This window comes from Herbidospora sakaeratensis (assembly GCF_001570525.1).
GTDB classification, from domain to species: Bacteria; Actinomycetota; Actinomycetes; order Streptosporangiales; family Streptosporangiaceae; genus Herbidospora; species Herbidospora sakaeratensis.
The window spans coordinates 21338-43384 of sequence record NZ_BBXC01000009.1 but is presented as its reverse complement, the minus strand read 5'-3'; the positions used below and the strand labels follow the sequence as shown (position 1 = coordinate 43384).

Genomic DNA, 22047 nt, shown 5'->3' with positions numbered 1-22047 from the left:
CCCCGTCAGCTCGTGAGGATCACCAGCTGCTGCGTGGCGCGCGTCATGGCGACGTACCGGTCGACGGCCCCTTCGACGCCCTCGCCGAACCTGTCGGGGTCGACCAGCACGACCAGGTCGAACTCCAGGCCCTTCGACAACTCGGGGGTCAGCGACCTGACCCGGGCGGTCGGCCGGAAGGACGGGTCGCCGATCACGCAGGCGATGCCGTCGCCGGTCCAGGCGTCGAGGATCGAGTCGAGCTCCGCCACCGAGCCGTGGCGCACGGGCACGCCGCCGGTCCGGATCGAGGTCGGCACGTTGGCGTCGGGCAGCGCGGCCCGGATGACCGGCTCGGCCTCGGCCATGATCTCTTCCGGGGTGCGGTAGTTGACCGTGAGCTGGGCCAGGGTGACCCGGTCGAGGCCGATCCGGCGCAGCCGCTCCTCCCAGGTCTCGGTGAAGCCGTGGCGGGCCTGGGCGCGGTCGCCGACGATCGTGAAGCTGCGCGACGGGCAGCGCAGCAGCAGCATCTGCCATTCGGCGTCGGTGAGCTCCTGGGCCTCGTCGACCACGACGTGGGCGAACGGACCGGCCAGCACGTCGGGCTCGGCGCCGGGCGCGACCGTCTCGTCGACCAGGGCGTCGCGCATGTCCTGGTTGTGGAACATGGTGATCAGGCCCTCGCCGTCGTCGTCGGTGTCGAGCAGCCGGTCGATCACGTGGCCGGTCCGCTCCCGTTCGAGGGCGATGGCGGCCTGCTGGCGGCGCTTGGTCGCGGCGGCCTCCGGGTCGCCGAGCCGCTGGCGGGCGGCGTCGAGGAGCGGCAGGTCGGAGACCGTCCACGCCTGGGCCTCGGGGCGCTGCAGGAGCCGGATCTGCTCGATCGTCAACCAGGGGGCGCACAGGCGCAGGTAGGCCGGGACGGTCCACAGGTCGCCCACGAGGTCGGCCGCCTCGATCAGCGGCCAGGCCCGGTTGAACGTCTTGACCAGCTCGCGGTCCTGGAGCAGCGAGCGCCGCACCATGTCGCGGGAGGCGTCGCCCTCGTACTTGTCGGTCAGGATCGTGAGCAGTTCCTGCCAGATGACGTCGCGCGCCTCGTTGTGGGGGGTGTCGGGGTCGGGGGCGTCGAAGGCCTCGGCCCAGTCGTCGGGGCTCAGCCAGATCTTCGCGTCGGTGACTTCCATGCCCTTGTCGGGCCGGTTCTCGTAGAACTTCACGGCGGGCTCGATGGCCGTGACCATCTCGGCCGACGCCTTGAGCCGGGCGATCTCCGGATCGGTCTCGGGCGCCGCGGCGGCGCCCTCCTTGACGAGGTCGCGCAGGGTGCAGGTCCGCACCCCCTCCTCGCCCAGGCTCGGCAGCACGTCGGCCACATAGGCCAGGTAGTGCTGGTGGGGCCCCACGAAGAGCACCCCGCCCCGGTGGTGGCCGAGCCTCGGGTCGGAGTAGAGCAGGTAGGCCGACCGGTGCAGGGCGACGACCGTCTTGCCGGTGCCGGGGCCGCCGTCGACGACCAGCGCGCCCCGCGAGGAGGCGCGGATGATGGCGTCCTGGTCGGCCTGGATGGTGCCCAGCACGTCGCGCATGCGGCCCGAGCGGTTGCCGCCCAGGCTGGCGATGAAGGCCGACTGGTCGTCGAGGGCGGCGGCGTGGCCGTCGAAGCCGTCCTGGGTGAAGACCTCGTCCCAGTAGTCGTTGACGCGCCCGGCCGCCCACCGGTAGCGGCGGCGGCTCGCCAGGCCCATGGGGTTGGCGTGGGTGGCCCCGAAGAAGGGCTCGGCGGCGGGCGAGCGCCAGTCGAGCAGCAGCCGCCGCCCCGAGCTGTCGGTCAGGCCGAGACGGCCGATGTAGACGGGTTCCTGGTCGTCGGCGCCGACCATGTGGCCGAGGCACAGGTCGAGGCCGAACCGGCGCAGCGCCCGCAGGCGGGCGGTCAGCCGGTGCACCTCCTGGTCGCGGTCGAACGCCGCGCGCCCGGCCCCGCCCGGGGCCCGGCGTTCGGCGTCGAGACGGGCGGACAGGTCGGTGATCGACCGGTGGAGGCTCTCCGCGATGGCGGCGAAGTGTTTCTCGTCCCGGGCGATCAGGGCCGGGTCGGCCTTGGGCGCCAGCTGTTCGGGCAGGTCGAACGCACTGGTGGTCACTGGATTCACGTCTGCGTCCCCCGGATTTCGCAGATTGCAGGCTTGGCCGGACGATTCTGCGCCATGACCGGGGGCTTGTGGCAAGCCCGGGGGTGCGCTATAGGTTGAAAATGGAGGGGCCGCTCTCAGGACGTCGTCGTGGGCAGCCGCAGCACGAATCGTGCCCCCCGCTCGCTGTCCTGAATCGTCAGGCTCCCGCCGTGCGCCTCGGCGATCTCCCGCGCGATGGCCAGGCCCAGCCCCGTTCCGCCCGCGTCGCGGGCCCGTGAGGCGTCCAGCCGGGTGAAGCGGTCGAAGACGATCTCCCGGTGCTCGGGCGCGATCCCGGCCCCGTCGTCGAGCACCTCCAGGGTCGCGCAGGTCCCGTCGCCCCGCACCCGCACGGTGATCCGCGAGGTCGCGTGGCGTTCGGCGTTGTCGAGCAGGTTGCCCAGGACCCGGGTGATGCGCAGCCGGTCACACTGCACCCGGACCTTCCCGGCCAGGTCGGCCACCACCTCCTTCCGGTACGCCCGCCGCTTCAGCTCCCCGTCGACCAGGTCGCCCAGGTCGACCGGCACGCGGTCGAGCGGGGCGCGGGCGTCGAGCCGGGCCAGGGTGAGCAGGTCGGTCACGATCGCCTGGAGCCGTTCGACGCCGGCGAGGACCTCCGTGCTCATCGTGGGCCAGTCGGTGCTCTCGGGGTGCATCAGCGCCTCCTCCAGCTGGGCCCGCATGGCCGTGATGGGGCTGCGCAGGTCGTGGGAGGCGTCCTGGGTGAAGCGGCGGAGCTGGCTGTAGGCGACCTCCAGCCGGTCGAGGGTGGCGTTCACCGTCTCGGCGAGGAGCTGGATCTCCTCGTACTTGTTCGACACCGGGACCCGGCGGTCGAGGCCGGTGGCGGTGATCTCGGCCATCCGCGACCTGATGGCGTTCACGGGGGCCAGCGCCTTGGTGAGGTCGCGGAAGGTCCAGGCGGTGAGCACCGAGATGACCAGCAGCGACACCCCGACGGCGGTGATGATCGAGGTCACGCTGCCGTACCAGGCCACCACGGGCAGCGCCATGTAGAGGAGCCAGAACCCGCCCGGCTGGTAGACCTTGTACGACAACACGGTCGCGCAGCCCGACAGCCCGGCCGGCGGGCACAACGTCCGGACCGCGCGCACGCTCGCCCGGTCGGCGTGGAAGTCGGCCATCGGGCCCTTGCCCGCCAGTTGCGGGGTGGCCGCCACGACCTTCCCGTGCGCGTCCACCACCTGCACGGCGTTGACGGACTCGTCCTTCAACGTCTTGGGCAGCGGGCCCTCCCTGATGAGCGGGACCACGTGGCCCCACGTCATGGTGGCTCGCGCCTGCACACTGTCCATCTCCTTGTAACCTGCGAAGAGCAGGAAGAGCACGCTGACCCCGACGCACACCAGGGTCGTCACCAGGGCGGTCGCCACGGTCCTCCGGACTCGGAAAGCTCGCGTCATCGAAGGGCCTTTCTGCTGCGCGGAAAGGGAACGCGAAAAGGCCGGTCGAGCTTCTGTCCGAAGTCGGCCGGTGTGCCGTCAGGTGATCGCGCGGTCTTCCCGCTTGTGCGAGAGGCGTCCGGGCCGAGGCCGGAGTCGCGAAGACCTCGACGGCGATTCTCTGGGAGGGCGGACGACCTCCTGTTCGTTTTGAGTCTATGACGCTCAGTTCACCTTGCCAAAACCTCTTTTGGCCGGTCAGCGCCGTGAACCCCGCCAAGGCCGACGCCTGGCGGGGTTTCCGTTGGGCAAAGCTTTTACCGCTCGATCGTTTGGTAGACGGTGGTCCAAAAATCATGGACGAGCCGGGCCGGATCGGGCACCGACATCCCGACCTGGCAGAGCAGGATCCCGACGAGCCCGTTGGCCGGATCGGCGTAGGTCGAGGTGCCGCTGCCGCCGTCCCAGCCGAACTGCCCGACCGGCGCGTAGTCGCCCCGGTACGTCCGCACCGCCATCCCCAGGCCCCAGCCACCGTGCTGCCCCTGGCCGAACGACACGTGGACGTTGTCCTTCGCCAGGGCGTCGCGGGCGGCGTTCTGCTCGGGCGTGAGCCGGTTGGTGGTCATCAGCTCCACGGCGGGCCGCGACAGGATGCGCTCGCCCTCGTGGACGCCGCCGTTGAGCAACATCCGGAAGTAGGCGTGGTAGTCGTCGGCGGTGGAGACCAGGCCACCGCCGCCGCCCTGGAAGGCCGGCGGAGTGCTGTGGCGGCCGCCCTCGGCCGGGTCCCACACGTGGAACTCCCCGCTCGCGGGGTCGGGGGCGTACAGGGGCGGCAGCCGGTCGATCTTGCCGGCGGGCACGTCGAAGCCGGTGTCCCGCATGCCCAGCGGGTCGAAGAGGCGCTCGCGCAGGAAGCCCTCGAACGACTGGCCGGTCACCCGCGCGACGAGCACCCCGAGCAGGTCGTTGCCGATGTGGTACTGCCAGCGCTCCCCCGGCTGGTACATCAGCGGCAGGGTGCCCAGGCGGCGCATCCACTCGTCGGGCTCGGGCATCTCGACCGGCAGGTTGGGCGTGAGGCCCTGCTCGAAGACCGCGTTCATGATCGGCGTGCCGAGCGCGGTCAGGTCCATGCCGAGCCCGAACGTGGAGGTCAGCACGTCGCGCACGGTGATCGGCCGCCGGGCCGGCACGGTGTCGTCGAGCGGGCCGTCGGCGCGGGTGAGCACCCGCCGGTCGGCCAGTTCGGGCAACCACGGGTCGACCGGGTCGTCGAGCCGCAGCCGGCACTCGTCGAGCAGGATCATCGCCGCCGCCATCGACACCGGCTTGGACGTCGAGGCCATCCGGAAGATCGTGTCCCGGGCCATCGGCGGCCCGCCGTCGTGGCGCATGGTCCCGAGCGTCTCGACGTGCACCTCCTCGCCCCGGCCGACCAGGGCGACCAGCCCGGGGATCCGGCCCGACTCGACGTGCCCGGCCAGCACTCCGCGCAGCCGACGCAACCCTGATTCGGGGAAACGGCTCATGATGTTCTCCTCGCGTCCGGTGGTTCGGTTCGTGAGGATCACCTTCGCCGCCCGTGCTGACACGGGGCCGTCGCGCCGCTGACAGCGCCGCCGGGGTGTGTCAGGCCGCCACCTGGATGATCGTCTTCCCGGGCACGGCGGACTTGTGGAGGTAGGCGTCGATCGCCTCCGACAGCGGGCGCACAGCCCCCACCAGCGGCTTCAGCCGTCCGTCGCGCACCCTCGTGGCCAGGTCGGCCAGCCGGAGGCGGTCTGGTTCGACCACGAAGAACAGCGCCCGCCCGTCCTTGGGCCGCGCATCGGGCGGCATGGCGACGCTGACGAGCGTGCCGCCCGGCCGGACCAGCTCGGCCGACACGCCCAGCACGTCGCCCCCGACGACGTCGAACACCACGTCCACCTCCCCCGCGTCGCGCACGTCCTGGGTGTCGAGGCCGACGAAGGCCCGCGCGCCGAGGCCGAGCACGAGCTCGCGGTCGCGGGCCCGCCCGGCGCCGATCACGACCGCGCCCGCCTCCCGGGCGAGCTGGACCGCGATCGAGCCCACCGCCCCGGCCGCGCCGGTGATCAGGACCGTCTGGCCGGTCGTGAGCCGGGCGTGGTCGAACAGCCCCTGATAGGCGGTCAGCCCCGAGATGGGCAGCGCGGCGGCCACGGTGTGCTCGATGTCCGCCGGAAGGGGCGCGAGATTGCGCGCCTCGACGGCGGTGAACTCGGCCAGCGACCCGTCGCGGGCCCAGTCGGTCAGCCCGAACACCCGCTGCCCGACGGTGAGGCCGGTGGTCCCGTAGCCCAGGTCGGTGACGACTCCGGACAACTCGTGGCCGGGGACGGCCGGGGCCCGCTCGCGCCCGGCCCGGTCGGTCCACGTCGCCGGCCAGTCGAGCTCGCCGGGCGTGAACCCGGCGGCGTGCACCCGCACGACGACGTCGTTCTCGGCCGCGTGGGGATAGGGCAGGTCGGCCAGGGTGAGGCCGTCGGCTCCGGCGTCGCGCTCCCGCGCGATGACGGCGCGCATCAGCTCGGCCAGGGGGAGTTCAGGATGCGCTCGACCGTCGTCGTCGGCCGGAAGCCGGGGACGAAGTGTTCGAGCACGTCGGCGTTGACGGTGCCGATCGTGGTGTCCGGACGGTCCTGCTGCCCGGCGACGTACTCGCGCAGGAACTCGTCCTTGAAGTCCCCCCGGGGGTGGGCGGCGAGGATCTCGTTCAGCTGGCCGTGGGCGAACCCGTCGAGCCCGTAGCCGACCACGTCGGTCAGCACGCCGAGGTGGACGGCCGCGATCTCCGGGGCCATCCGGCCGGGGATGCCCGGCGTGGTGTGCAGGGCGATGGCCGTCCAGACCGTGTCGGCGGCGGCCGTGGAGAAGCCCCGTTCGGTGAGGAAGGCCCGCGCGTGGTCGGCGCCGTCGACCTCGAAGCGCTGTTCGACGGCGGAGAAGGGGGTGCGGAGGCCGGTGTCGTGGAACATGGCCGCCAGATAGAGCAGTTCGGGGTCGGGTTTCACGCCGAGCCGGTTGGCGTGGATCAGCGCGAAGAAGAAGACCCGCCGGGAGTGGTGGTAGATGAGGGGACCGGTCATGTCCTGAGCGATCTTGGTCGCCTCCGCGACCGCCTGCGTCTCAGGGATCTCCAGCCCCGCGATGGCCTCTGGCATGTGCCGCTGCCTTTCGGAAGGAACCCAGAGTCCCATGCTGCCCGCCGACCGGCTCGCGGCGCCGCCCTCATCCGGCCACAAATCACTCATGTCAGGACAAACGACTACCAGGAACCGGCATCGATACCGGGAATCAACGATTCCCGACTCTTTGACCTGCTTATTTGATGGGTAACGTTACCCATTGAATCTTGACGCCCTCTCACGTAACGCCTAAGTTAACGGCATTCGGGGAGTCGATTAAAACGATTCAATGAACCCGGGGAGGGTCCCCCCATGAAAAGCTCACCCCCCACGCTCACGATGGCGGTCGCCGTCGTGGCGATAGCGGCCCTGACCTCCTGCGGCACGAGCGGCGACGACGAACCGGCCGCGGGCGGTCCGGTCACCCTCTCCTTCCTGACGGGCAGCGACCAGTCGACGGTCGACACCTCGAAGGCGCTGGCCGACGCGTTCATGAAGGTCAACCCAGACATCAAGATCGAGATCGAGAACCAGCCCGGCGGCAGCGAGGGCGACAACGTCATCAAGACCCGGTTGTCCACCGGCGAGATGAGCGACGTCTTCTGGTACAACTCCGGTTCGCTGCTCCAGGCGCTCAACCCCGCCCAGACCATGGTCGACCTCACCGGCGACCCCGTCCTGGCCGACGTCCAGCCCGACTACCTGCCCGTCGTCAGCCAGGGCGGCAGGGCGTTCGGCGTGCCCGCGACCACGCTGGCCGGTGGCGGCATCCTCTACAACCGCAAGGTCTACGAGCGGCTCGGCCTGCGGGTGCCCAGGACCTGGGACGAGTTCATGGCCAACAACGAGAAGATCAAGGCCGCGGACATCACGCCGGTCATCTCCACGTTCAAGGACACCTGGACGTCGCAGCTGTTCGTGTTGTCCGACTTCTACAACGTGCAGGCGGCGACGCCGAACTTCGCGGCCGACTACACGGCGGGCAAGGCGAAGTTCGCCACCACGCCGGCGGCGATCGGCGGGTTCCAGCACCTGGCCGACGTCCACGCCAGGGACTTCATGAACAAGGGCTTCGGCTCCGCGGTGCTCGACCAGGGCCTCAAGATGCTCATCGAGGGCGCCGGCGCCCACTACCCGATGCTCACGACGCTGCTGCCGGCGCAGCTGGAGAACTACCCGCAGACCGCCACCGACGTCGGCTTCTTCGGCCTCCCGGGCGCCGACGCGGCCAAGCACGGGGCGACCGTCTGGGAGCCGGCCGCCCTCTACATCGCCAAGACCACCGAGCACCTCGACGCGGCCAAGAAGTTCCTGGCCTTCGTCGCCTCCCCCGCCGGGACCGACGCGGTCACCGCTGCGGTCCGCCCGTCCGGGCCGTACCGGATCAAGGGGTCGAAGCTGCCCGAGGACGCGCTCCAGGTCGCCAAGGACCTCCAGGTGTACATCGACCAGGGCGCGACCGCCCCGGCGCTGGAGTTCCTGTCGCCGATCAAGGGGCCGTCGCTGGAGCAGATCACCGTCGCGGTCGGCTCAGGGCTGACGCCGCCCGCCGAAGGAGCCGCGCAGTACGACCAGGACGTCGAGAAGCAGGCCAAGCAGCTGGGCCTCACGGGGTGGTGACCAAGCACGCCAGACCGCCGACCAGGAACAAGTCCCCCTACCCCTACTGGCTCTACCTCCCCGCCGGGGCGGTGTTCCTGCTGATCTTCCTGGTGCCCACGGGGCTGGCCTTCTACTTCTCGCTCACCCGGTGGACGCTGTTCGACAGCACCTTCGTCGGGCTCGACAACTTCCGCGACTTCCTCGCCGAGCAGAACCTGCGCGTCGGCTTCCAGAACACCCTGTTCTACGCCGTCGTCACCAGCGGGCTGAAGGTCGTGCTCGGCCTGGGCCTCGGGGTGCTGCTCACCGGCAGAATGCGGCTGCGCGGCTTCCTCCGCGCGGTCGTGTTCTTCCCCGTGCTGGTCTCGACCGTCGCCGTCGGCATCACCTTCAGCGCGCTGCTGCGGCCGGACACCGGACTGGTGAACAAGGCGCTGGCGGTCGTGGGCGTCTCCGGGCCCGACTGGCTGGGCGACGCCACGACCGCGTTGTTGTCGGTCGGGCTGGTGGACGTGTGGGCGGGCGTCGGGCTCGCCACCGTCATCTACATCGCCGGAATCCTGTCGATCCCCACCGACTACTACCAGGCGGTCGCCGTCGACGGCGGCACCGCCTGGCACCGCTTCCGGCACGTCACCCTGCCGCTGAGCTGGCCGGCGACCTACTCGGTGATCATCCTGTCACTGATCGGCGGGCTGCGCTCGTTCGAGTTCGTCTGGACGATGACCCGCGGCGGCCCCGGCTTCAGCAGCGACGTCATCGCCTCGATCATCTACAAGCAGTACCAGGCCGGGTTCTTCGGCCTGTCCACGGCGGGCAACGTGCTGCTGTTCCTCATCGTGACGGCGCTGGTGCTCCCGCTGAACCACTTCCTCGGCAAACGGCAGGTGACGTGATGAGGTCGTTGAAACGCGCCGGGGCGGAGGGCATCGCGCTGATCTTGGCCACCGTGGTCTTCCTGGTGCCGTTCTCGTTCATGATCCTCACGGCGGTCAAGGACGATGTGCAGTCGGCCGACCTCGACTTCGCCTGGCCGGCGAACTGGCCGATCGTGGCGAACTTCATCGAGGTCATCGAAGCTCGCGACCACATCCTCCTGCGCGCCTTCGTGAACAGCATCATCCTGACCGTGGCGTCCGTGACCCTCATCGTGATCGCGGGGGCGATGGCGGCCTTCGTCCTGCAGCGCCGACCCGGGCGGGTCGGCGCGGTCGCGAACTTCCTCGTCCTGACCGGGCTGATCGTCCCCCCGGCCGTGGTGCCGACGATCTGGTTGTTGCAGGCCATCGGCCTGTTCAAGACCCTGCCCGGGCTGGTGCTGGTCGAGGTCGCCTTCGGGCTGGCCTACGCCATGTTGCTGTTCCGCGCCTTCATCGCGGCCATCCCCCGGGAGCTCGACCAGGCGGCCATGATCGACGGCTGCGGGGGGTTGTCGCTGTTCTTCCGGGTGATCTTCCCGCTGCTGCGGCCGGTGACGATCACGGTGATCCTCACCAGTTCGGTGAAGGTCTTCAACGACTTCGTGAACCCGCTCTACTTCCTGCCCGGCGACGACAACGCGACCGTGCAGGTCACCCTCTACAACTTCCAGAGCCAGTACAGCACGCAGTGGAACCTGCTGTTCATGGACATCGTGCTGATCACGATCCCGCCGCTGCTGGCCTTCGTCTTCTTCAACCGCAAGATCGTGGCCGGCATGACCGCCGGCTCCATCAAGGGATGACATGACTTCTCCGCACGTCGGCCCGGTCACCTTCGAGCACCATCGTGATCCTCTCGGCATCGGCGAAGCCGAGCCCCGGCTGTCCTGGGTGGTCCGCACCGAACTGCCGGGGTGGTTGCAGCAGGCGTACGACCTCGAATTCAGTGACGGCACGACGAGCCACGCGGTCTCCGGCGACTCCGTGCTGACGCCCTGGCCCCGCCGCCCGTTGCGCTCGCGCGAACGCCTGGGTGTACGCGTGCGCGTGACGGGCCACGACGGCTCCGCGAGTGACTGGAGTCCGTGGTCGGAGGTCGAGGCCGGGCTGCTGGAACCGTCCGACTGGCAGGCGGGCGCCGTCGCGCCTCCCCGGGACCTGCTCGCCGGGGCCCCGCTGCTGCGCCGCGACTTCCACGTGAGGGCTCACGTCGTCTCGGCTCGCCTGTACGTCACCGCGCACGGCGTCTTCGAGGTCGAGGTCAACGGGGTCCCGGTCGGCGACGACGTCCTGGCCCCCGGCTGGAGCAGCTATCACCACCGTCTCCGCTACCGCACCCACGACGTCACCCCGTTGCTGCGCGAGGGCGGCAACACCATCGGCGCCACGCTGGCCGAAGGCTGGTACACCGGCCGGTACGGCTTCCACGGCGGCGTCTCGGCCATCTACGGCGACCGGACCGCGCTGATCGCCCAGCTGGAGATCACCTACACCGACGGCAGCCGGGACGTCGTCGGCGCCGATGAGAAATGGCGCAGCGCCCCGGGGCCCGTGACGTCCGCCGGTCTCTACGACGGCGAGCACCACGACGCCCGCCGGCAGGTTCCGGGCTGGTCGTCGCCCGGCTTCGACGACGCGGAGTGGCGTCCGGCCGAACTCCTGTCCCACGACCCGGCTCTGCTGGTCGCCCCCACGGGGCCGCCCGTCCGCCGGATCGAGACGCTCCCGGCCGTCGCCGTCCTCACCGGGCCGGGCGGGGAGACGATCCTCGACTTCGGCCAGAACATCGCCGGCCGCCTGCGCATCCGGGTTCAGGGTCCCGCCGGGCACACGGTCTCGCTGCGTCACGCGGAGGTCCTCGACGAGACCGGCGCCCTGGCCCTGCGCCCTCTCAGGCATGCGGCCGCGCACGACACGTACACCCTCGGAGGCGGCGGCGTCGAGGAGTGGGAGCCGCGCTTCACCGTGCACGGGTTCCGCTACGCCCAGGTCGACGGCTGGCCCGGCGACCTGGGCCCCGGCGACGTCGTCGCGGTCGTGTGCCACACGGACCTGCGCCGGACCGGGTCCTTCGAGTCGTCCGACCCGCTGCTGAACCGCCTGCACGAGAACGTCGTGTGGAGCATGCGGGGCAACTTCGTCGACCTGCCGACCGACTGCCCGCAACGCGACGAGCGGCTCGGCTGGACGGGCGACATCCAGGTGTTCACGCCCACCGCGGCCTTCCTCTACGACTGCGCCGGGCCCCTCTCCTCCTGGCTGGCCGACCTCGCCGCCGAACAACGAGAGCTCGGCACCGTTCCCCTGTACGTCCCGTGGATCTCGCTCGACCCGTTCCGGGAGATCCCGCCGACGGCGGCGTGGGGCGACGCGGCGGTGGTCGTGCCGTGGGTGCTCCATGAACGCAGCGGAGACCTCGGCCTGCTCCGCGCGCAGTACGCGAGCATGACCGCCTGGGTGGACCAGATCGCCGGCCTGGCCGGGGAGACCCGCCTGTGGGACACCGGACCGCAACTGGGTGACTGGCTCGACCCGACGGCGCCCCCCGAGCGCCCCTTCGAGGCGCAGACCGACCCCGGCCTGGTGGCCACCGCCTATCTGGCGTACTCGGCGCGGCTGGTCGCGGAGACGGCGGCGCTGCTCGACCTGGCGGAGGACGCGGCCCGCTACCGCGAGCTGGCCGACCAGGTCGCCGCCGCGTTCGAGGCCGCGTACACGACGGCGGAGGGGAAGGTCGCCGGCGACTCGCAGACGGCCTACGCCCTGGCCCTGCGGTTCGGCCTGGTGGACGGCGGGCAGCGGCGCGGACACGCGGGCCGGCGACTCGCCGAACTCGTGCGGGCCAACGGTCACCGCATCGGGACCGGATTCGTCGGCACCCCGCTGATCTGCGACGCCCTCACCGACGCGGGCGCCGTCGACGACGCCTACCGCCTGCTGCTGCAGACCGAGTGCCCGTCGTGGTTGTACGCGGTGACCATGGGCGCGACCACGATCTGGGAACGCTGGGACAGCCTGCTGCCCGACGGCCGCGTCAACCCCGGTGAGATGACCTCCTTCAACCACTACGCCCTGGGCGCGATCGCCGACTGGATGCACCGCACGATCGCCGGCCTGGCCCCGGCCGAACCCGGCTACCGCCGCCTCACGGTACGGCCGATCCCGGGCGGCGGGCTCACCAGTGCCCGGGCCCGGCACGAGACCCCCTACGGCCCGGCGGAGGTGAGCTGGTCATCCGGCGACGACGGCTTCACCCTGGAGGTCACCGTTCCGCCCAACACCCTCGCCGACGTCCATCTCCCCAACGAACCGGAGCCGATCGAGGTCGGATCGGGGCGGCACGTCTTCCATTCGTGATCGAATAAGCGTTTTCAGGAGGACTTCCACATGGCCACGCAGAATCCGCGGCGGCGTGTGACGATCGCCGACGTGGCCAGTCACGCCCAGGTGTCCACCACGGCCGTCTCGAAGGTGATAAGAAACGCCGACGGCGTCAGCCCGGTGACCAGAAGCCGGATACAGGCCGCCATCGCCGAACTCGGCTATCGCCCGCAGGCGGCCGCCCGGGGCATGCGCGGGCGCACGTTCACCATCGGCGTCGTCCTCCCGCACATCCGCAACCCCTTCTTCGCCGACATCCTCGACGGCCTGCACGAACATCTCGACGGCACCGGCTACCAGGCGATCATGGTGCAGGGCGGCGCGACGCGTAAGGCGGAGAAGCAGGCCGTCGAGGCGCTGCTCGACCGCCAGGTCGACGGCATCATCACCGTCGCCCCACTGGCGTCGAAGAACCGTATGGAGGAAGTGGCGAAAGAACGGCCTTTCGTGGTGCTGGCCCGGCACGAAAGGTCGGCCGCCTACGATTCGGTGTTCGACGACGACCAGGCGGGAGCCGAATTGGTGGTCGAACATCTCATGGAACTGGGCCACCGCCGGATCGCGCACATAACGCACCAGGACAACGCCATCGCGCGACCGGCCGATTTGCTGCACATCATAAGAGCCGAGACGTATAAGCGAGTCATGCGCGAGCACGGCCTCGCCGACGAGATCGCCGTCGCGACGACGTTCTATTCGGAACAGGGTGGTTACGACGGAGCGCGGGAGTTGCTGGCGCGCTCGCCCCGCCCGACGGCGATCTTCGCCGGCGCCGACCAGGCCGCGATCGGCGCACTGGCCGCCGTCCACGAAGCCGGGCTGCGGGTGCCCGAGGACATCTCGATCGCGGGATACGACAACACCCTGCTGGCGGCCCTGCCCAACATCGCCCTGACCAGCGTCGACCAGGACGGCTTCGCCATGGGCCGGATGGCCGGGCGCCTGCTCTTGGAGCGGATCGAAGGACGGACCGCGGCGGCGCGTTTCTCGGTGGGGCCCAAACTCGTCGCCCGCCGCTCGACCGCGCCGCCGCCGTCCGCTACCAGCTAGGGGGCACTACCTGGCGACGAAGACGAAGTCGTCGCCCGACGGGACCGTGTAGACGGCGTAGCCGCCCGCGTTCCCGACGAAGGTCGCCCGCGACGGCGCTTCGATCGTCTGCGTGCCGGTCTTCGGGACCCGGATCTCCGCCGTGGTGTTCGGCGGGACGGTGACCTTCAGCTTGAACCGGTCGCCTTCCTTCGTCCACGAGCTCTTGGTCAGGCCGTGGGGCGTGGCGTAGCTCGACTCGGCGCTCGTCAGGTCGCCCACCGGCTTGGGCTGGATGACCAGCTTGCCGTAGGCGATCGACCCGGGAGCCGCCTTGATGCCGGCCAGTCCGGCGTGGAACCACTCCTCGATCTGGGCGAGGATCATGTGGTTCTTGGAGTCGCCGCGGTTCCAGCGCTCGCCCATGGTCGTCATGCCGCCGGGGTTGGCGGTGGTGGACTCCATGAAGAAGCCGTAGCTGGGCTGCTCGTCCTCCTGGATGAGGTCCCACAGGACGTCGTCGCGGTCGCCGTTCATCAGCGCGCGGACCGTCGGCGCCATGCCGATGGTGCCGCCGCTGAAGTGCGGGCCGTCGCCGTTGGGGTGGAAGGCGTAGATGTTGGCGACCAGGGCGTTCAGGACGCTCTCCCGCTTGCCCTCGGGCACCAGGCCCGCGTCGAGCGCGAGGGCCTGGGCCGCCTGGGTGGCGCCGGTGGTGCCGGCGTTGCCGTTGGCGGTGTAGTAGCCGAGCGAGTCGTTGAAGAACGCCTGGTTGTAGGAGGTCTTGATGTCGGCGGCGAGCTGCGTCCACTTGGCCGCGTCGGCGCCGTCACCGAGGACCTGGGCCATCTCGGCCATCTTGGTGATCATGATGTAGTAGCCCCAGGTGCCGGTGATCCGGCCCGAGGTCTGCTCGGCCGAGACCCAGTCGGCCAGGGCGGCGTTGACGATGTTGGCGTTCGCGCCGGTGCCGACCTTCTGCCGCTGGATGTAGTCGACGAACTTCACCATCTGCGGGTAGTACTGCGCCATCGTCCGGGTGTCGCCGTAGTACTCGTACAACATGCTCGGGACCAGGATGATCGCGTTGCCCCAGTTGATCTCGTCACCGAACTGGCCGGTGTAGCCCCAGTCGTAGACCGGGGTCTTCAGGGCGACGTTCCCGGCCATGGAGGTGTCGGCGACCGACTGCCCTTCGACGAGGTGGCGCATCGTCGTTCGCATGAAGGCGTCGAGCTCGAAGTTCCGGTGGATGGAGCCCATCGGCATGGTGTAGTCGGCGGGGTAGGAGAGCTTCTCCCGGCCGGGGCAGTCGGTGAACACCGACATGATGTTGGACGCGAAGGAGTACCGCGCCATCTTGTGGATGCGGTTGACCCGCGCGTTGGAGCTGGTGAACTCGCTGACCTGGGCGGTGTCGGCCTGCAGGCGCACGCCGGTGATGAGGTCGGCCGTGGGGGTGTAGCCCTCGGGCAGGCCGGTGACCTGGACCCACTGCATGCCGAAGTAGTTGAAGTCGGGGTGCCAGACCTCGCCCTCGGCGGCGCCGTGGGCGGTGTAGGTGTTGAACAGGTTGGTGCCGCGCGAGGTCCCGCCGCCCATCAGGGACGCGGAGTTGACGGTGCCGTTGGCGTTCAGCGACTCGGCTGGCTGCATCTTCACCGTCGTGCCCGCGGGAACCTGCTCCAGGTTGAGCTTCGGCCACCCGACGATGTTCTGGCCGAAGTCGAAGACCCAGGTTCCCGGTACGGGGTTCGTCACCGAGACCGGCTTGAAGGTCTCCTGCTCCCGGATGGGTTCGGCGGTCCGGGCGACCAGTTTGGTGGCCAGGTTCGGCGGCGGGGCGATCCCGGCGCTGACCCAGCCGGTGGGCGAGCCGTCGCGGCGCTTGGCCGTCGCGGTCAGGTTCGACCCGGGCTTGTCCCAGCCCGGCTGCTCCTTGCGGGCGTCGTAGTCGGAACCCGAGTACCACGCGTCGGTGACGAGCGGGCCCAGCGCGGTGCGCCACGACCGGTCGGTGACGATCGTGTCGGAGGTGCCGTCGGCGTAGTCGATCTCGACGCGGCCGATGAGGCGCGGCGTCACGGCCGCGCCCGCCGAGGCGTCGCTGGCCGCGAGGTTGTTGCCCGAGCCGGTCACCTTCGCGCCCGCCGCGTGCGCGATCGACAACGCCGGGGTGAAGGTGATGCCGGTCCCTCCGGCCCCGGCGGTGCCGATCGCGGTGATCGTCCGGGACTCCAGCCGGTCGCCGCCCTGGCCCGTGTCGACGTTGATCGTGCCGCCGACGTGGTAGTTGGCCACGCTGTCGACCTTGACGTTCGTCGCGCCGACCGCGACGTCGCCGGCCAGCGTGCCGTTGCCCTTGGGCTGGCTCTGCCACCACGAGTAGGGGGACGTCCGGCCCACGGCCGGGTTGGTCACGCTACGGCGGACGTAGGCCGGACCGTTGCCGAGCTCGACGCCGATGGTGTTGTCGCCGGACCGCAGCGCCTTGGTGATGTCGTAGGTGCGGTACTCGCTGGACAGCTGGTAGTTGGAGTTGCCCGGCGCGAGGACCTCGTCGGTCAGTTCCCGCCGGTTGATCGTGGTGTGGTGCAGGCCGACGCCCGACAGGTAGAGGCGCGCGTCGGCGACCTGCTTGCCCGCCGGGATCTGGAACTGGCGCGCGAAGATCGGCAGCGGCTGGTTCTCGGTGCGGTCGGGGAAGTCGATCCAGCGGGCCGTGCCCCAGTCGCCCTGCTCCAGCAGACCGACGGTCCACTTGGCCGGCGCCGACCAGGCCGACTCCTGCTCGTCGGCGTCCCAGACCTTGACCCGCCAGAAGACCGACTGCCGGGAGTGGAGCGTTCCCTTGAAGATCACCCGCTGGTCCGCGCTCTGCACCCGGCCCGTCGTCCAGATCAGGTCACCGGCGGCCAGCTTGCCGGCCGACTCGGCGGTCTGGACCTCGTAGGCGGTCTGCTTGTCACCGGGGCAGGCCACGATGGCGCCTGGCTGGTGGCAGGCGTGCGAACGGGCCCGCGAGGTCTCGGCGAACTGCCAGCTCAGCACCGGCTGAACGTCGTCGAGCCCTAAGGGCGAGTCGTACCGTCCGTCCACGCCGAGACGCGTGACCTCGACGTTCCCGGCCGCCGCCAGGGCGACGGCGGAGACGTCGGTGGCCATGAACGGCACGACCACGCCGAGCGCGAGGCTGACCGCCAGGGCGCGCCGTGAATTTCTTTTCACCTGTGTTCCTTTCAGGTTTAAATCGTTTTAATGCTACTCGTTGACTAGTCATTTGAAGAATGGCTGTTCATCAAATGCGGCCGGCCCAGGGAGTGGTGGATCCGGTGGGTTCGTAGTGGTGCAGCGTCTGTGTCGTGCCGATGAGGGATCGCAGGGAGGCGAGGTCGGGGATGAGGCCGAGAGCACGGGCCTGGACGCCGACGCTCCCCAGAGCCGTCGCCTCTACGGGCCCGGCTACGACGGGAAGTCCGGTGGCGTCGGCGGTGAGCTGGCACAACAGCCGGTTCTGGGCGCCGCCGCCCACGATGTGGATGACGTCCGCCCGCCGGCCCGACAGGGCCAGCGCCTGCTCGATCGCGTTGCGATGGCCGAGCGCGAGGCTGTCCAGGACACAGCGCACGACCTCGGGCCGGCCCACCGGAACCGGCTGGCCGGTCCGCTCGCAGAACCGGGCGATGCGCGACGGCATGTCACCGGGAGGCAGGAAGACCGGGTCGTTGGGGTCGATGACGCTGCGCAGGGGCGGCAGCTCCGCCGCGCGCTCGATCAGCACGTCGAGATCGGCGGAATTCATTCCCCAGGAGCGCAGCGACTCCGACAACAACCACAGGCCCATGACATTGCGCAAATAGCGAATGGCGCCGTCGACGCCGGTCTCGTTGGTGAAATTGGCCGCGCGTCCGGCTTCGGTCAGAATCGGCGCGTCGATCTCGACCCCCGCGAGCGACCAGGTGCCGCAGGAGATGTAGGCGACGTCCGGGCCGGTCGCCGGGATCGCGGCGACGGCCGAGGCGGTGTCGTGCGAGGCGACCGTGGTGACCGGCGTGCCGGTGAACACGCCCGCGTCGGCGTGGATCCGGCCCGCCGGCGTGCCGGGCGCGCGGAGGCCGGGGAAGATCCGGGCCGGGAACGACAGCGCCTCGATGAGCTCCGTCGACCAGGCGCCCCGAGCGGCGTCGTACAGGCCGGTGGTGGAGGCGTTGGTCCGCTCGGCGCCGCGTTCTCCGGTGAGCCAGTAGGAGATCAGGTCGGGGATGAGCAACATCGTGGCGGCCCGGTCCAGGAACGGCTCGGCGGCCAGCTGGTAGAGGGTGTTGAAGGGCAGGAACTGCAGGCCGTTGACCTGGTAGAGGCGATCGGGCGGGACCCTGCGGTGGACGTCGTCGACGACCCGGGCCGTCCGGTCGTCGCGGTAGTGGACGGGATTGCCGATCAGGCGGCCCGCGTGGTCGAGCAGGCCGTAGTCGACGGCCCACGAGTCGATGCCCACCGAGTCGAGACGGGGCGCCTCGACGCGCCGGAGCCCGTCGAGCACGTCGCCGTAGAGACCCAGGACGTCCCAGTGGAGGGTGCCGCCGACCCGGACCGATCTGTTCGGGAAGCGGTGGATCCCCGTGATCTCCAACCGGTCCACGTCGACCCGGGCGGTGATGACGCGGCCGCTGGAGGCGCCGAGGTCGATCGCGGCGATGGTGGCGCTCATCGGCCCCCGTCGCCGGAGCCGGATTCCGATCGTGGCATGGATGACCTCACAGGGCTGATTGGGCGGTGACGCACGCCACACTGTGGACCGCTCGTTAAAACGTGTCAAGACCCTGAGGGGCCCGGAACCGCGCTCTTGACGGGTTCCGCCCGGTGGATCTACGTTCCTTCAGACACATTTCGTTAAAACGTTTTTGCGAAGGTGAGAGGCCATGGCGCTGCTGGAGGTCGACGGCCTCACTGTCGAGTTCCCGGGCATCCGGGCTCTGGACGCGGTCTGCTTCGACATCAGGCCGGGAGAGGTGCACGCTCTCGTGGGCGAGAACGGCGCCGGCAAGTCGACCCTGCTGAAGGTGCTGGGCGGGGTGCATCGCCCCAGCTCAGGTGAGGTACGACTGGCCGGGGCCGCCTACCGGCCCCGGCGGCCCGCAGACGCGCTCGCCGCCGGGATCGCGGTCATCTACCAGGAGTTCAACCTCTATCCGGACCTGACGGTCGCCGAGAACGTCTTCTCCGGCCGCGAACCCTGCTCCCCCGTCTCCCGGGGGATCCGGTACGCCGAGATCAACCGCCGCACGAGCGAACTGTTCGCCGTACTGGGGGTCGGCATCGATCCGGCCGCCACGGTCGGCGAGCTGACCGTCTCCGAACAGCAACTCGTCGAGATCTGCAAGGCGCTGTCGGTCGACGGCCGGATCATCGTGATGGACGAACCCACCGCGGCGTTGTCGGCCGACGAGGTCGGGCAGCTCCTGGACGTCGTCCGGCGGCTGCGCGAGGAGGGCCGCAGCGTGGTCTACGTCAGCCACCGCCTCGACGAGGTCTTCGCCCTGGCCGACCGGGTGACGGTGCTCCGCGACGGCCGGCACGTCCGGACCTGCGACATCGCCGAGACCGACCCCGACCGGCTGGTCCGGGACATGGTCGGCCGGGACGTCGAGTCGGTCTTCCACCGGGACGAGGTGCGCGGTGGAGACGTCGTGCTCGAACTGACCGGCGTCAGCGCGGGACGCCGGCTGAGAGACCTGTCCCTCGTGGTGCGCGCCGGGGAGGTCGTCGGCGTCGGCGGCATCGCCGGCGCGGGTCAGCCCGAGTTGTCCCAGCTGATCTTCGGCGCGCTCGCCGCCGACGCGGGCACGATGACGCTGAACGGAGCGCCCTTCAGCCCTCGTAACCCCGGCGACGCCATGGCCAGGGGCATCGGATTCCTGCACGAGGACCGCAAGGCGGCCGGGAACCTTCCCGACCTGTCGATCCGCCACAACCTGACGATCTCCGTCCTGCATCGGGTCCGCGGCGCGATCACCCGGCTGCTGGCGCCGGCCAGGGAGACCGAGGTCTTCGACGACTACCGCCGGCGGCTCGACGTCAAGGCGACGGGCCCCGACCAGCTCATCGGCCAGCTGTCCGGCGGCAACCAGCAGAAGGTCCTGCTCGGCCGGGCGCTGGCCCCCGGCGGACGGCTCCTGCTGCTCAACGAGCCGACCCGGGGCGTCGACATCGGCGCGAAGGCCGAGATCCACCGGCTGATCAACCAGCTCACCGCCGACGGCGCGGCGGTGCTCATGGTCTCCAGCGACCTGCCCGAACTCCTCGGCGTCAGCGACCGCGTCTACGTCATGGCCGGCGGCGAGATCGTCGCCCACCTCACCGGTGACGACCGGACCGAGGAGAACGTCGTGGCGTGCGCGACGACCGGCCGCCGCGTCTTCTCCGAGGAGCTGAGCACCCGATGATCGGCGCGATCAAGAAGGCGCCGCTGCTGGCGCCGCTCGTCCTGGTCATGGTCGTCCTCGCCGTCTCCACCGACACCTTCCTGACCCGGGGAAACCTCGAGAACGTCCTGGTGGCCGCCGCGATCCTGGCCGTTCCCGGGATCGCGATGACCTTCTGCCTGGCGATGGGCGAGTTCGACCTGTCGATCGGCTCCACCGTCTCCCTCGCCGGAGTGGCCTGCTGCAGCGCGCTGATCGCCGGTCAGCCGCCGGCCTTCTCCCTCCTCCTGGCGCTCGGCGTCGGCGCGCTCATCGGCCTGGCCAACGGGGTCGTGATCACCAAACTCGGCGTCACCCCCTTCATCGCGACGCTGGCGACGATGGTGATCGTCCGGGGCGCCTCCCTCGCCTACACCGACGGGCACGACCAGATCGTCAGCTCACCCGGGCTGAAGTACCTGGTCGCGGGACGCCCGCTCGGCGTCCCCATGCCGATCGTGCTCGCGGTCGTGGTGACGGCGCTGGCCTGGTGGACCATCAACCGCACCCGGTTCGGCCGATGGGTCTGCGCCATCGGGTCGAACCGGGACGCCGCCCGCATGTCCGGGCTTCCGGTCGACCGCATCCGCATCGCCGTCTACGTCCTGGTCGGCCTGTCGGGCGGGTTGTGGGGGCTGCTGATCTCCAGTCAGCTCCAGAAGGGCAACGGCCAGCTCGGGCTCGGCTTCGAACTCGACGCGATCACGGTGGTGGTGCTGGGCGGCACGGCGCTCCTCGGCGGCCGGGCCTCGATCGTCGGCACGGTGCTGGGCGCGGTGATGATCGAGACCATCCGCAACGGGCTCAACCTGCTGAACACGCCGCCCGCCTACCAGCGCATCAGTGTCGGACTCCTGCTGATCGCCGCCCTGGCGCTGCTGGCCCTCCGCCGCCGCGAGCGACGCGGCGCCCCTCGCGTTCTGGAGAGTGCGGCATGATCAACGCTGGCCGGATCTGGGACACCTGGGGTGTCACCGCGCTCCTGCTCCTCCTTCTCCTGTGTACGCCGGTCATCGCGCCCGGCTTCCTGGACATCGAGAACCTCCAGTCGGTGCTGCGCGAGAGCGCCTATGTCGGCATCGTCGCGGTGGGCATGACCTTCGCCATCGCCAGCGGCGCCTTCGACCTGTCGGTCGGCGGCCAGCTCGCGCTCACCAGCGTGGTGACCCTCATGGCGTTCAACGGCGGCGGCACGGCGGCGGCCGTCGCGGCGGCGATCACCACCGGGCTGCTCTGCGGCCTGGTCAACGCCGGTCTGATCACCCAGCTGCGGGTCCCGCCGTTCGTCGCGACGCTCGGCTCGTTGTTCGTGTTCCGGGGCATCGCCTACCTGCTCACCCAGGACGGCCCCAAGACGCTGCCGTACGAGCAGATCGAGGCGCCGTTCGCCAAGATCGGCAGCCTCGACGTCGCCGGGCTGCCGGTGCCCTTCCTCATCATGGTCGCCGTCTTCGGGGCGGGCTGGGTGCTGCTGCGCCGCACCGCCATCGGCCGGCGCACCCTCGCCTACGGGTCCTCCCCGTCGGCAGCGCGGTTCTGCGGCATCTCCGACACGACCATCAGGGTGTTCGTCTTCGGCCTCGTCGGCCTCACGGTGGGCATCGCCGCCCTGACGTACATCACCCGCGTCTGGACCGCCGACGGATCGGCCCAGGACGGGTTCGAACTCAAGGTGATCGCCGCGGTCGTGCTCGGCGGCACCGCGCTCAAGGGCGGGAAGGGCACGCTCATCGGCACCTTCTCCGCCGTCTTCCTCGTCAGCGTCCTGAACGAGGTGCTGGTCAGCCGCGGCGTCGAGTCGGCCTACCAGCGCATCGTCCTCGGATGCGTGCTCATCGTCGCGCTGACCGTCGACGGTCTGCGCACCCGCTTCGCCGCCCCCGGCTCCTTCCGCAGGGCGTCGCGTCCGACGTCCTGACCGACCCCCCACC

Annotated in this window: 15 protein-coding genes; 8 read left to right on the top strand and 7 right to left on the bottom strand. The window is 70.3% G+C overall.

Annotated features, from left to right (window positions below; translation table 11 throughout):
- Window positions 1-5: 5 nt before the first annotated feature.
- The 5 genes from helR to AW271_RS10150 all read right to left on the bottom strand — a co-directional run bounded on the left by helR (window position 6) and on the right by AW271_RS10150 (window position 6756).
- Window positions 6-2138 carry an RNA polymerase recycling motor ATPase HelR gene (gene helR, locus AW271_RS10170; RefSeq protein ID WP_062335333.1) on the bottom strand — a complete coding sequence of 711 codons (2133 nt, stop codon included), beginning with the start codon at window positions 2136-2138 and terminating at the stop codon, window positions 6-8.
- Window positions 2139-2254: 116 nt separating this feature from the next.
- Complete coding sequence (locus tag AW271_RS10165) at window positions 2255-3556, bottom strand: sensor histidine kinase (protein WP_245653018.1); 1302 nt, start codon at window positions 3554-3556, stop codon at window positions 2255-2257.
- A 326-nt stretch (window positions 3557-3882) separates the two neighbouring features.
- Window positions 3883-5100 carry a serine hydrolase domain-containing protein gene (locus AW271_RS10160; RefSeq protein ID WP_062336361.1) on the bottom strand — a complete coding sequence of 406 codons (1218 nt, stop codon included), beginning with the start codon at window positions 5098-5100 and terminating at the stop codon, window positions 3883-3885.
- Between the two features lie 100 nt (window positions 5101-5200).
- Window positions 5201-6118 carry an NADP-dependent oxidoreductase gene (locus AW271_RS10155; protein WP_062335331.1) on the bottom strand — a complete coding sequence of 306 codons (918 nt, stop codon included), beginning with the start codon at window positions 6116-6118 and terminating at the stop codon, window positions 5201-5203.
- Window positions 6118-6756 (bottom strand): HD domain-containing protein, encoded by a 639-nt coding sequence (locus AW271_RS10150; protein WP_062335330.1) that lies wholly within the window; start codon window positions 6754-6756, stop codon window positions 6118-6120. The genes AW271_RS10155 and AW271_RS10150 overlap by 1 nt, the downstream gene beginning before the upstream one ends.
- A gap of 276 nt (window positions 6757-7032) precedes the next feature.
- Here AW271_RS10150 and AW271_RS10145 point away from each other — a divergent pair, with 276 nt between their 5' ends.
- The 5 genes from AW271_RS10145 to AW271_RS10125 are packed head-to-tail and all read left to right on the top strand — an operon-like array spanning window position 7033 to window position 13673.
- On the top strand, window positions 7033-8340 hold the full coding sequence (locus AW271_RS10145; protein WP_062335329.1) for an ABC transporter substrate-binding protein: 1308 nt from the start codon (window positions 7033-7035) through the stop codon (window positions 8338-8340).
- Window positions 8337-9218 (top strand): carbohydrate ABC transporter permease, encoded by an 882-nt coding sequence (locus AW271_RS10140; protein ID WP_062336358.1) that lies wholly within the window; start codon window positions 8337-8339, stop codon window positions 9216-9218. Before AW271_RS10145 ends, AW271_RS10140 begins: the two co-directional genes overlap by 4 nt.
- Complete coding sequence (locus AW271_RS10135; protein WP_062335328.1) at window positions 9218-10045, top strand: carbohydrate ABC transporter permease; 828 nt, start codon at window positions 9218-9220, stop codon at window positions 10043-10045. The genes AW271_RS10140 and AW271_RS10135 overlap by 1 nt, the downstream gene beginning before the upstream one ends.
- 1 nt (window position 10046) lies before the next feature.
- Window positions 10047-12599 carry a glycoside hydrolase family 78 protein gene (locus AW271_RS10130; RefSeq protein ID WP_062335327.1) on the top strand — a complete coding sequence of 851 codons (2553 nt, stop codon included), beginning with the start codon at window positions 10047-10049 and terminating at the stop codon, window positions 12597-12599.
- Window positions 12600-12629: 30 nt separating this feature from the next.
- Complete coding sequence (locus AW271_RS10125; RefSeq protein WP_157554013.1) at window positions 12630-13673, top strand: LacI family DNA-binding transcriptional regulator; 1044 nt, start codon at window positions 12630-12632, stop codon at window positions 13671-13673.
- A 6-nt stretch (window positions 13674-13679) separates the two neighbouring features.
- On the opposite strand, the gene AW271_RS10120 is transcribed toward AW271_RS10125, so the two are convergent.
- The gene (locus tag AW271_RS10120; RefSeq protein ID WP_218008024.1) at window positions 13680-16880 is read right to left on the bottom strand and encodes an alpha-L-rhamnosidase; all 3201 of its coding nucleotides are present in this window, start codon (window positions 16878-16880) and stop codon (window positions 13680-13682) included.
- A gap of 70 nt (window positions 16881-16950) precedes the next feature.
- Complete coding sequence (locus tag AW271_RS10115) at window positions 16951-18363, bottom strand: rhamnulokinase (protein ID WP_062335325.1); 1413 nt, start codon at window positions 18361-18363, stop codon at window positions 16951-16953.
- A gap of 211 nt (window positions 18364-18574) precedes the next feature.
- Between AW271_RS10115 and AW271_RS10110 the strand changes: the two genes are divergently transcribed.
- From AW271_RS10110 to AW271_RS10100, 3 genes are read left to right on the top strand one after another with little or no spacing between them, the layout of a single operon-like run.
- Window positions 18575-20098, top strand: a complete 1524-nt coding sequence (locus AW271_RS10110; protein ID WP_062335324.1) for a sugar ABC transporter ATP-binding protein — start codon at window positions 18575-18577, stop codon at window positions 20096-20098.
- The gene (locus AW271_RS10105; RefSeq protein WP_062335323.1) at window positions 20095-21054 is read left to right on the top strand and encodes an ABC transporter permease; all 960 of its coding nucleotides are present in this window, start codon (window positions 20095-20097) and stop codon (window positions 21052-21054) included. The genes AW271_RS10110 and AW271_RS10105 overlap by 4 nt, the downstream gene beginning before the upstream one ends.
- The gene (locus tag AW271_RS10100; protein ID WP_062335322.1) at window positions 21051-22034 is read left to right on the top strand and encodes an ABC transporter permease; all 984 of its coding nucleotides are present in this window, start codon (window positions 21051-21053) and stop codon (window positions 22032-22034) included. The genes AW271_RS10105 and AW271_RS10100 overlap by 4 nt, the downstream gene beginning before the upstream one ends.
- Window positions 22035-22047 lie beyond the last annotated feature (13 nt).

What these genes read in the sequence shown, in the direction of transcription:
- AW271_RS10160 (WP_062336361.1), bottom strand. Translation starts at nt 5,100, where the DNA reads ATGAGCCGTTTCCCCGAATCAGGGTTGCGTCGGCTGCGCGGAGTGCTG.
- AW271_RS10155 (WP_062335331.1), bottom strand. Translation starts at nt 6,118, where the DNA reads ATGCGCGCCGTCATCGCGCGGGAGCGCGACGCCGGAGCCGACGGCCTC.
- AW271_RS10150 (WP_062335330.1), bottom strand. Translation starts at nt 6,756, where the DNA reads ATGCCAGAGGCCATCGCGGGGCTGGAGATCCCTGAGACGCAGGCGGTC.
- AW271_RS10145 (WP_062335329.1), top strand. Translation starts at nt 7,033, where the DNA reads ATGAAAAGCTCACCCCCCACGCTCACGATGGCGGTCGCCGTCGTGGCG.
- AW271_RS10135 (WP_062335328.1), top strand. Translation starts at nt 9,218, where the DNA reads ATGAGGTCGTTGAAACGCGCCGGGGCGGAGGGCATCGCGCTGATCTTG.
- AW271_RS10130 (WP_062335327.1), top strand. Translation starts at nt 10,047, where the DNA reads ATGACTTCTCCGCACGTCGGCCCGGTCACCTTCGAGCACCATCGTGAT.
- AW271_RS10125 (WP_157554013.1), top strand. Translation starts at nt 12,630, where the DNA reads ATGGCCACGCAGAATCCGCGGCGGCGTGTGACGATCGCCGACGTGGCC.
- AW271_RS10115 (WP_062335325.1), bottom strand. Translation starts at nt 18,363, where the DNA reads ATGAGCGCCACCATCGCCGCGATCGACCTCGGCGCCTCCAGCGGCCGC.
- AW271_RS10110 (WP_062335324.1), top strand. Translation starts at nt 18,575, where the DNA reads ATGGCGCTGCTGGAGGTCGACGGCCTCACTGTCGAGTTCCCGGGCATC.
- AW271_RS10105 (WP_062335323.1), top strand. Translation starts at nt 20,095, where the DNA reads ATGATCGGCGCGATCAAGAAGGCGCCGCTGCTGGCGCCGCTCGTCCTG.
- AW271_RS10100 (WP_062335322.1), top strand. Translation starts at nt 21,051, where the DNA reads ATGATCAACGCTGGCCGGATCTGGGACACCTGGGGTGTCACCGCGCTC.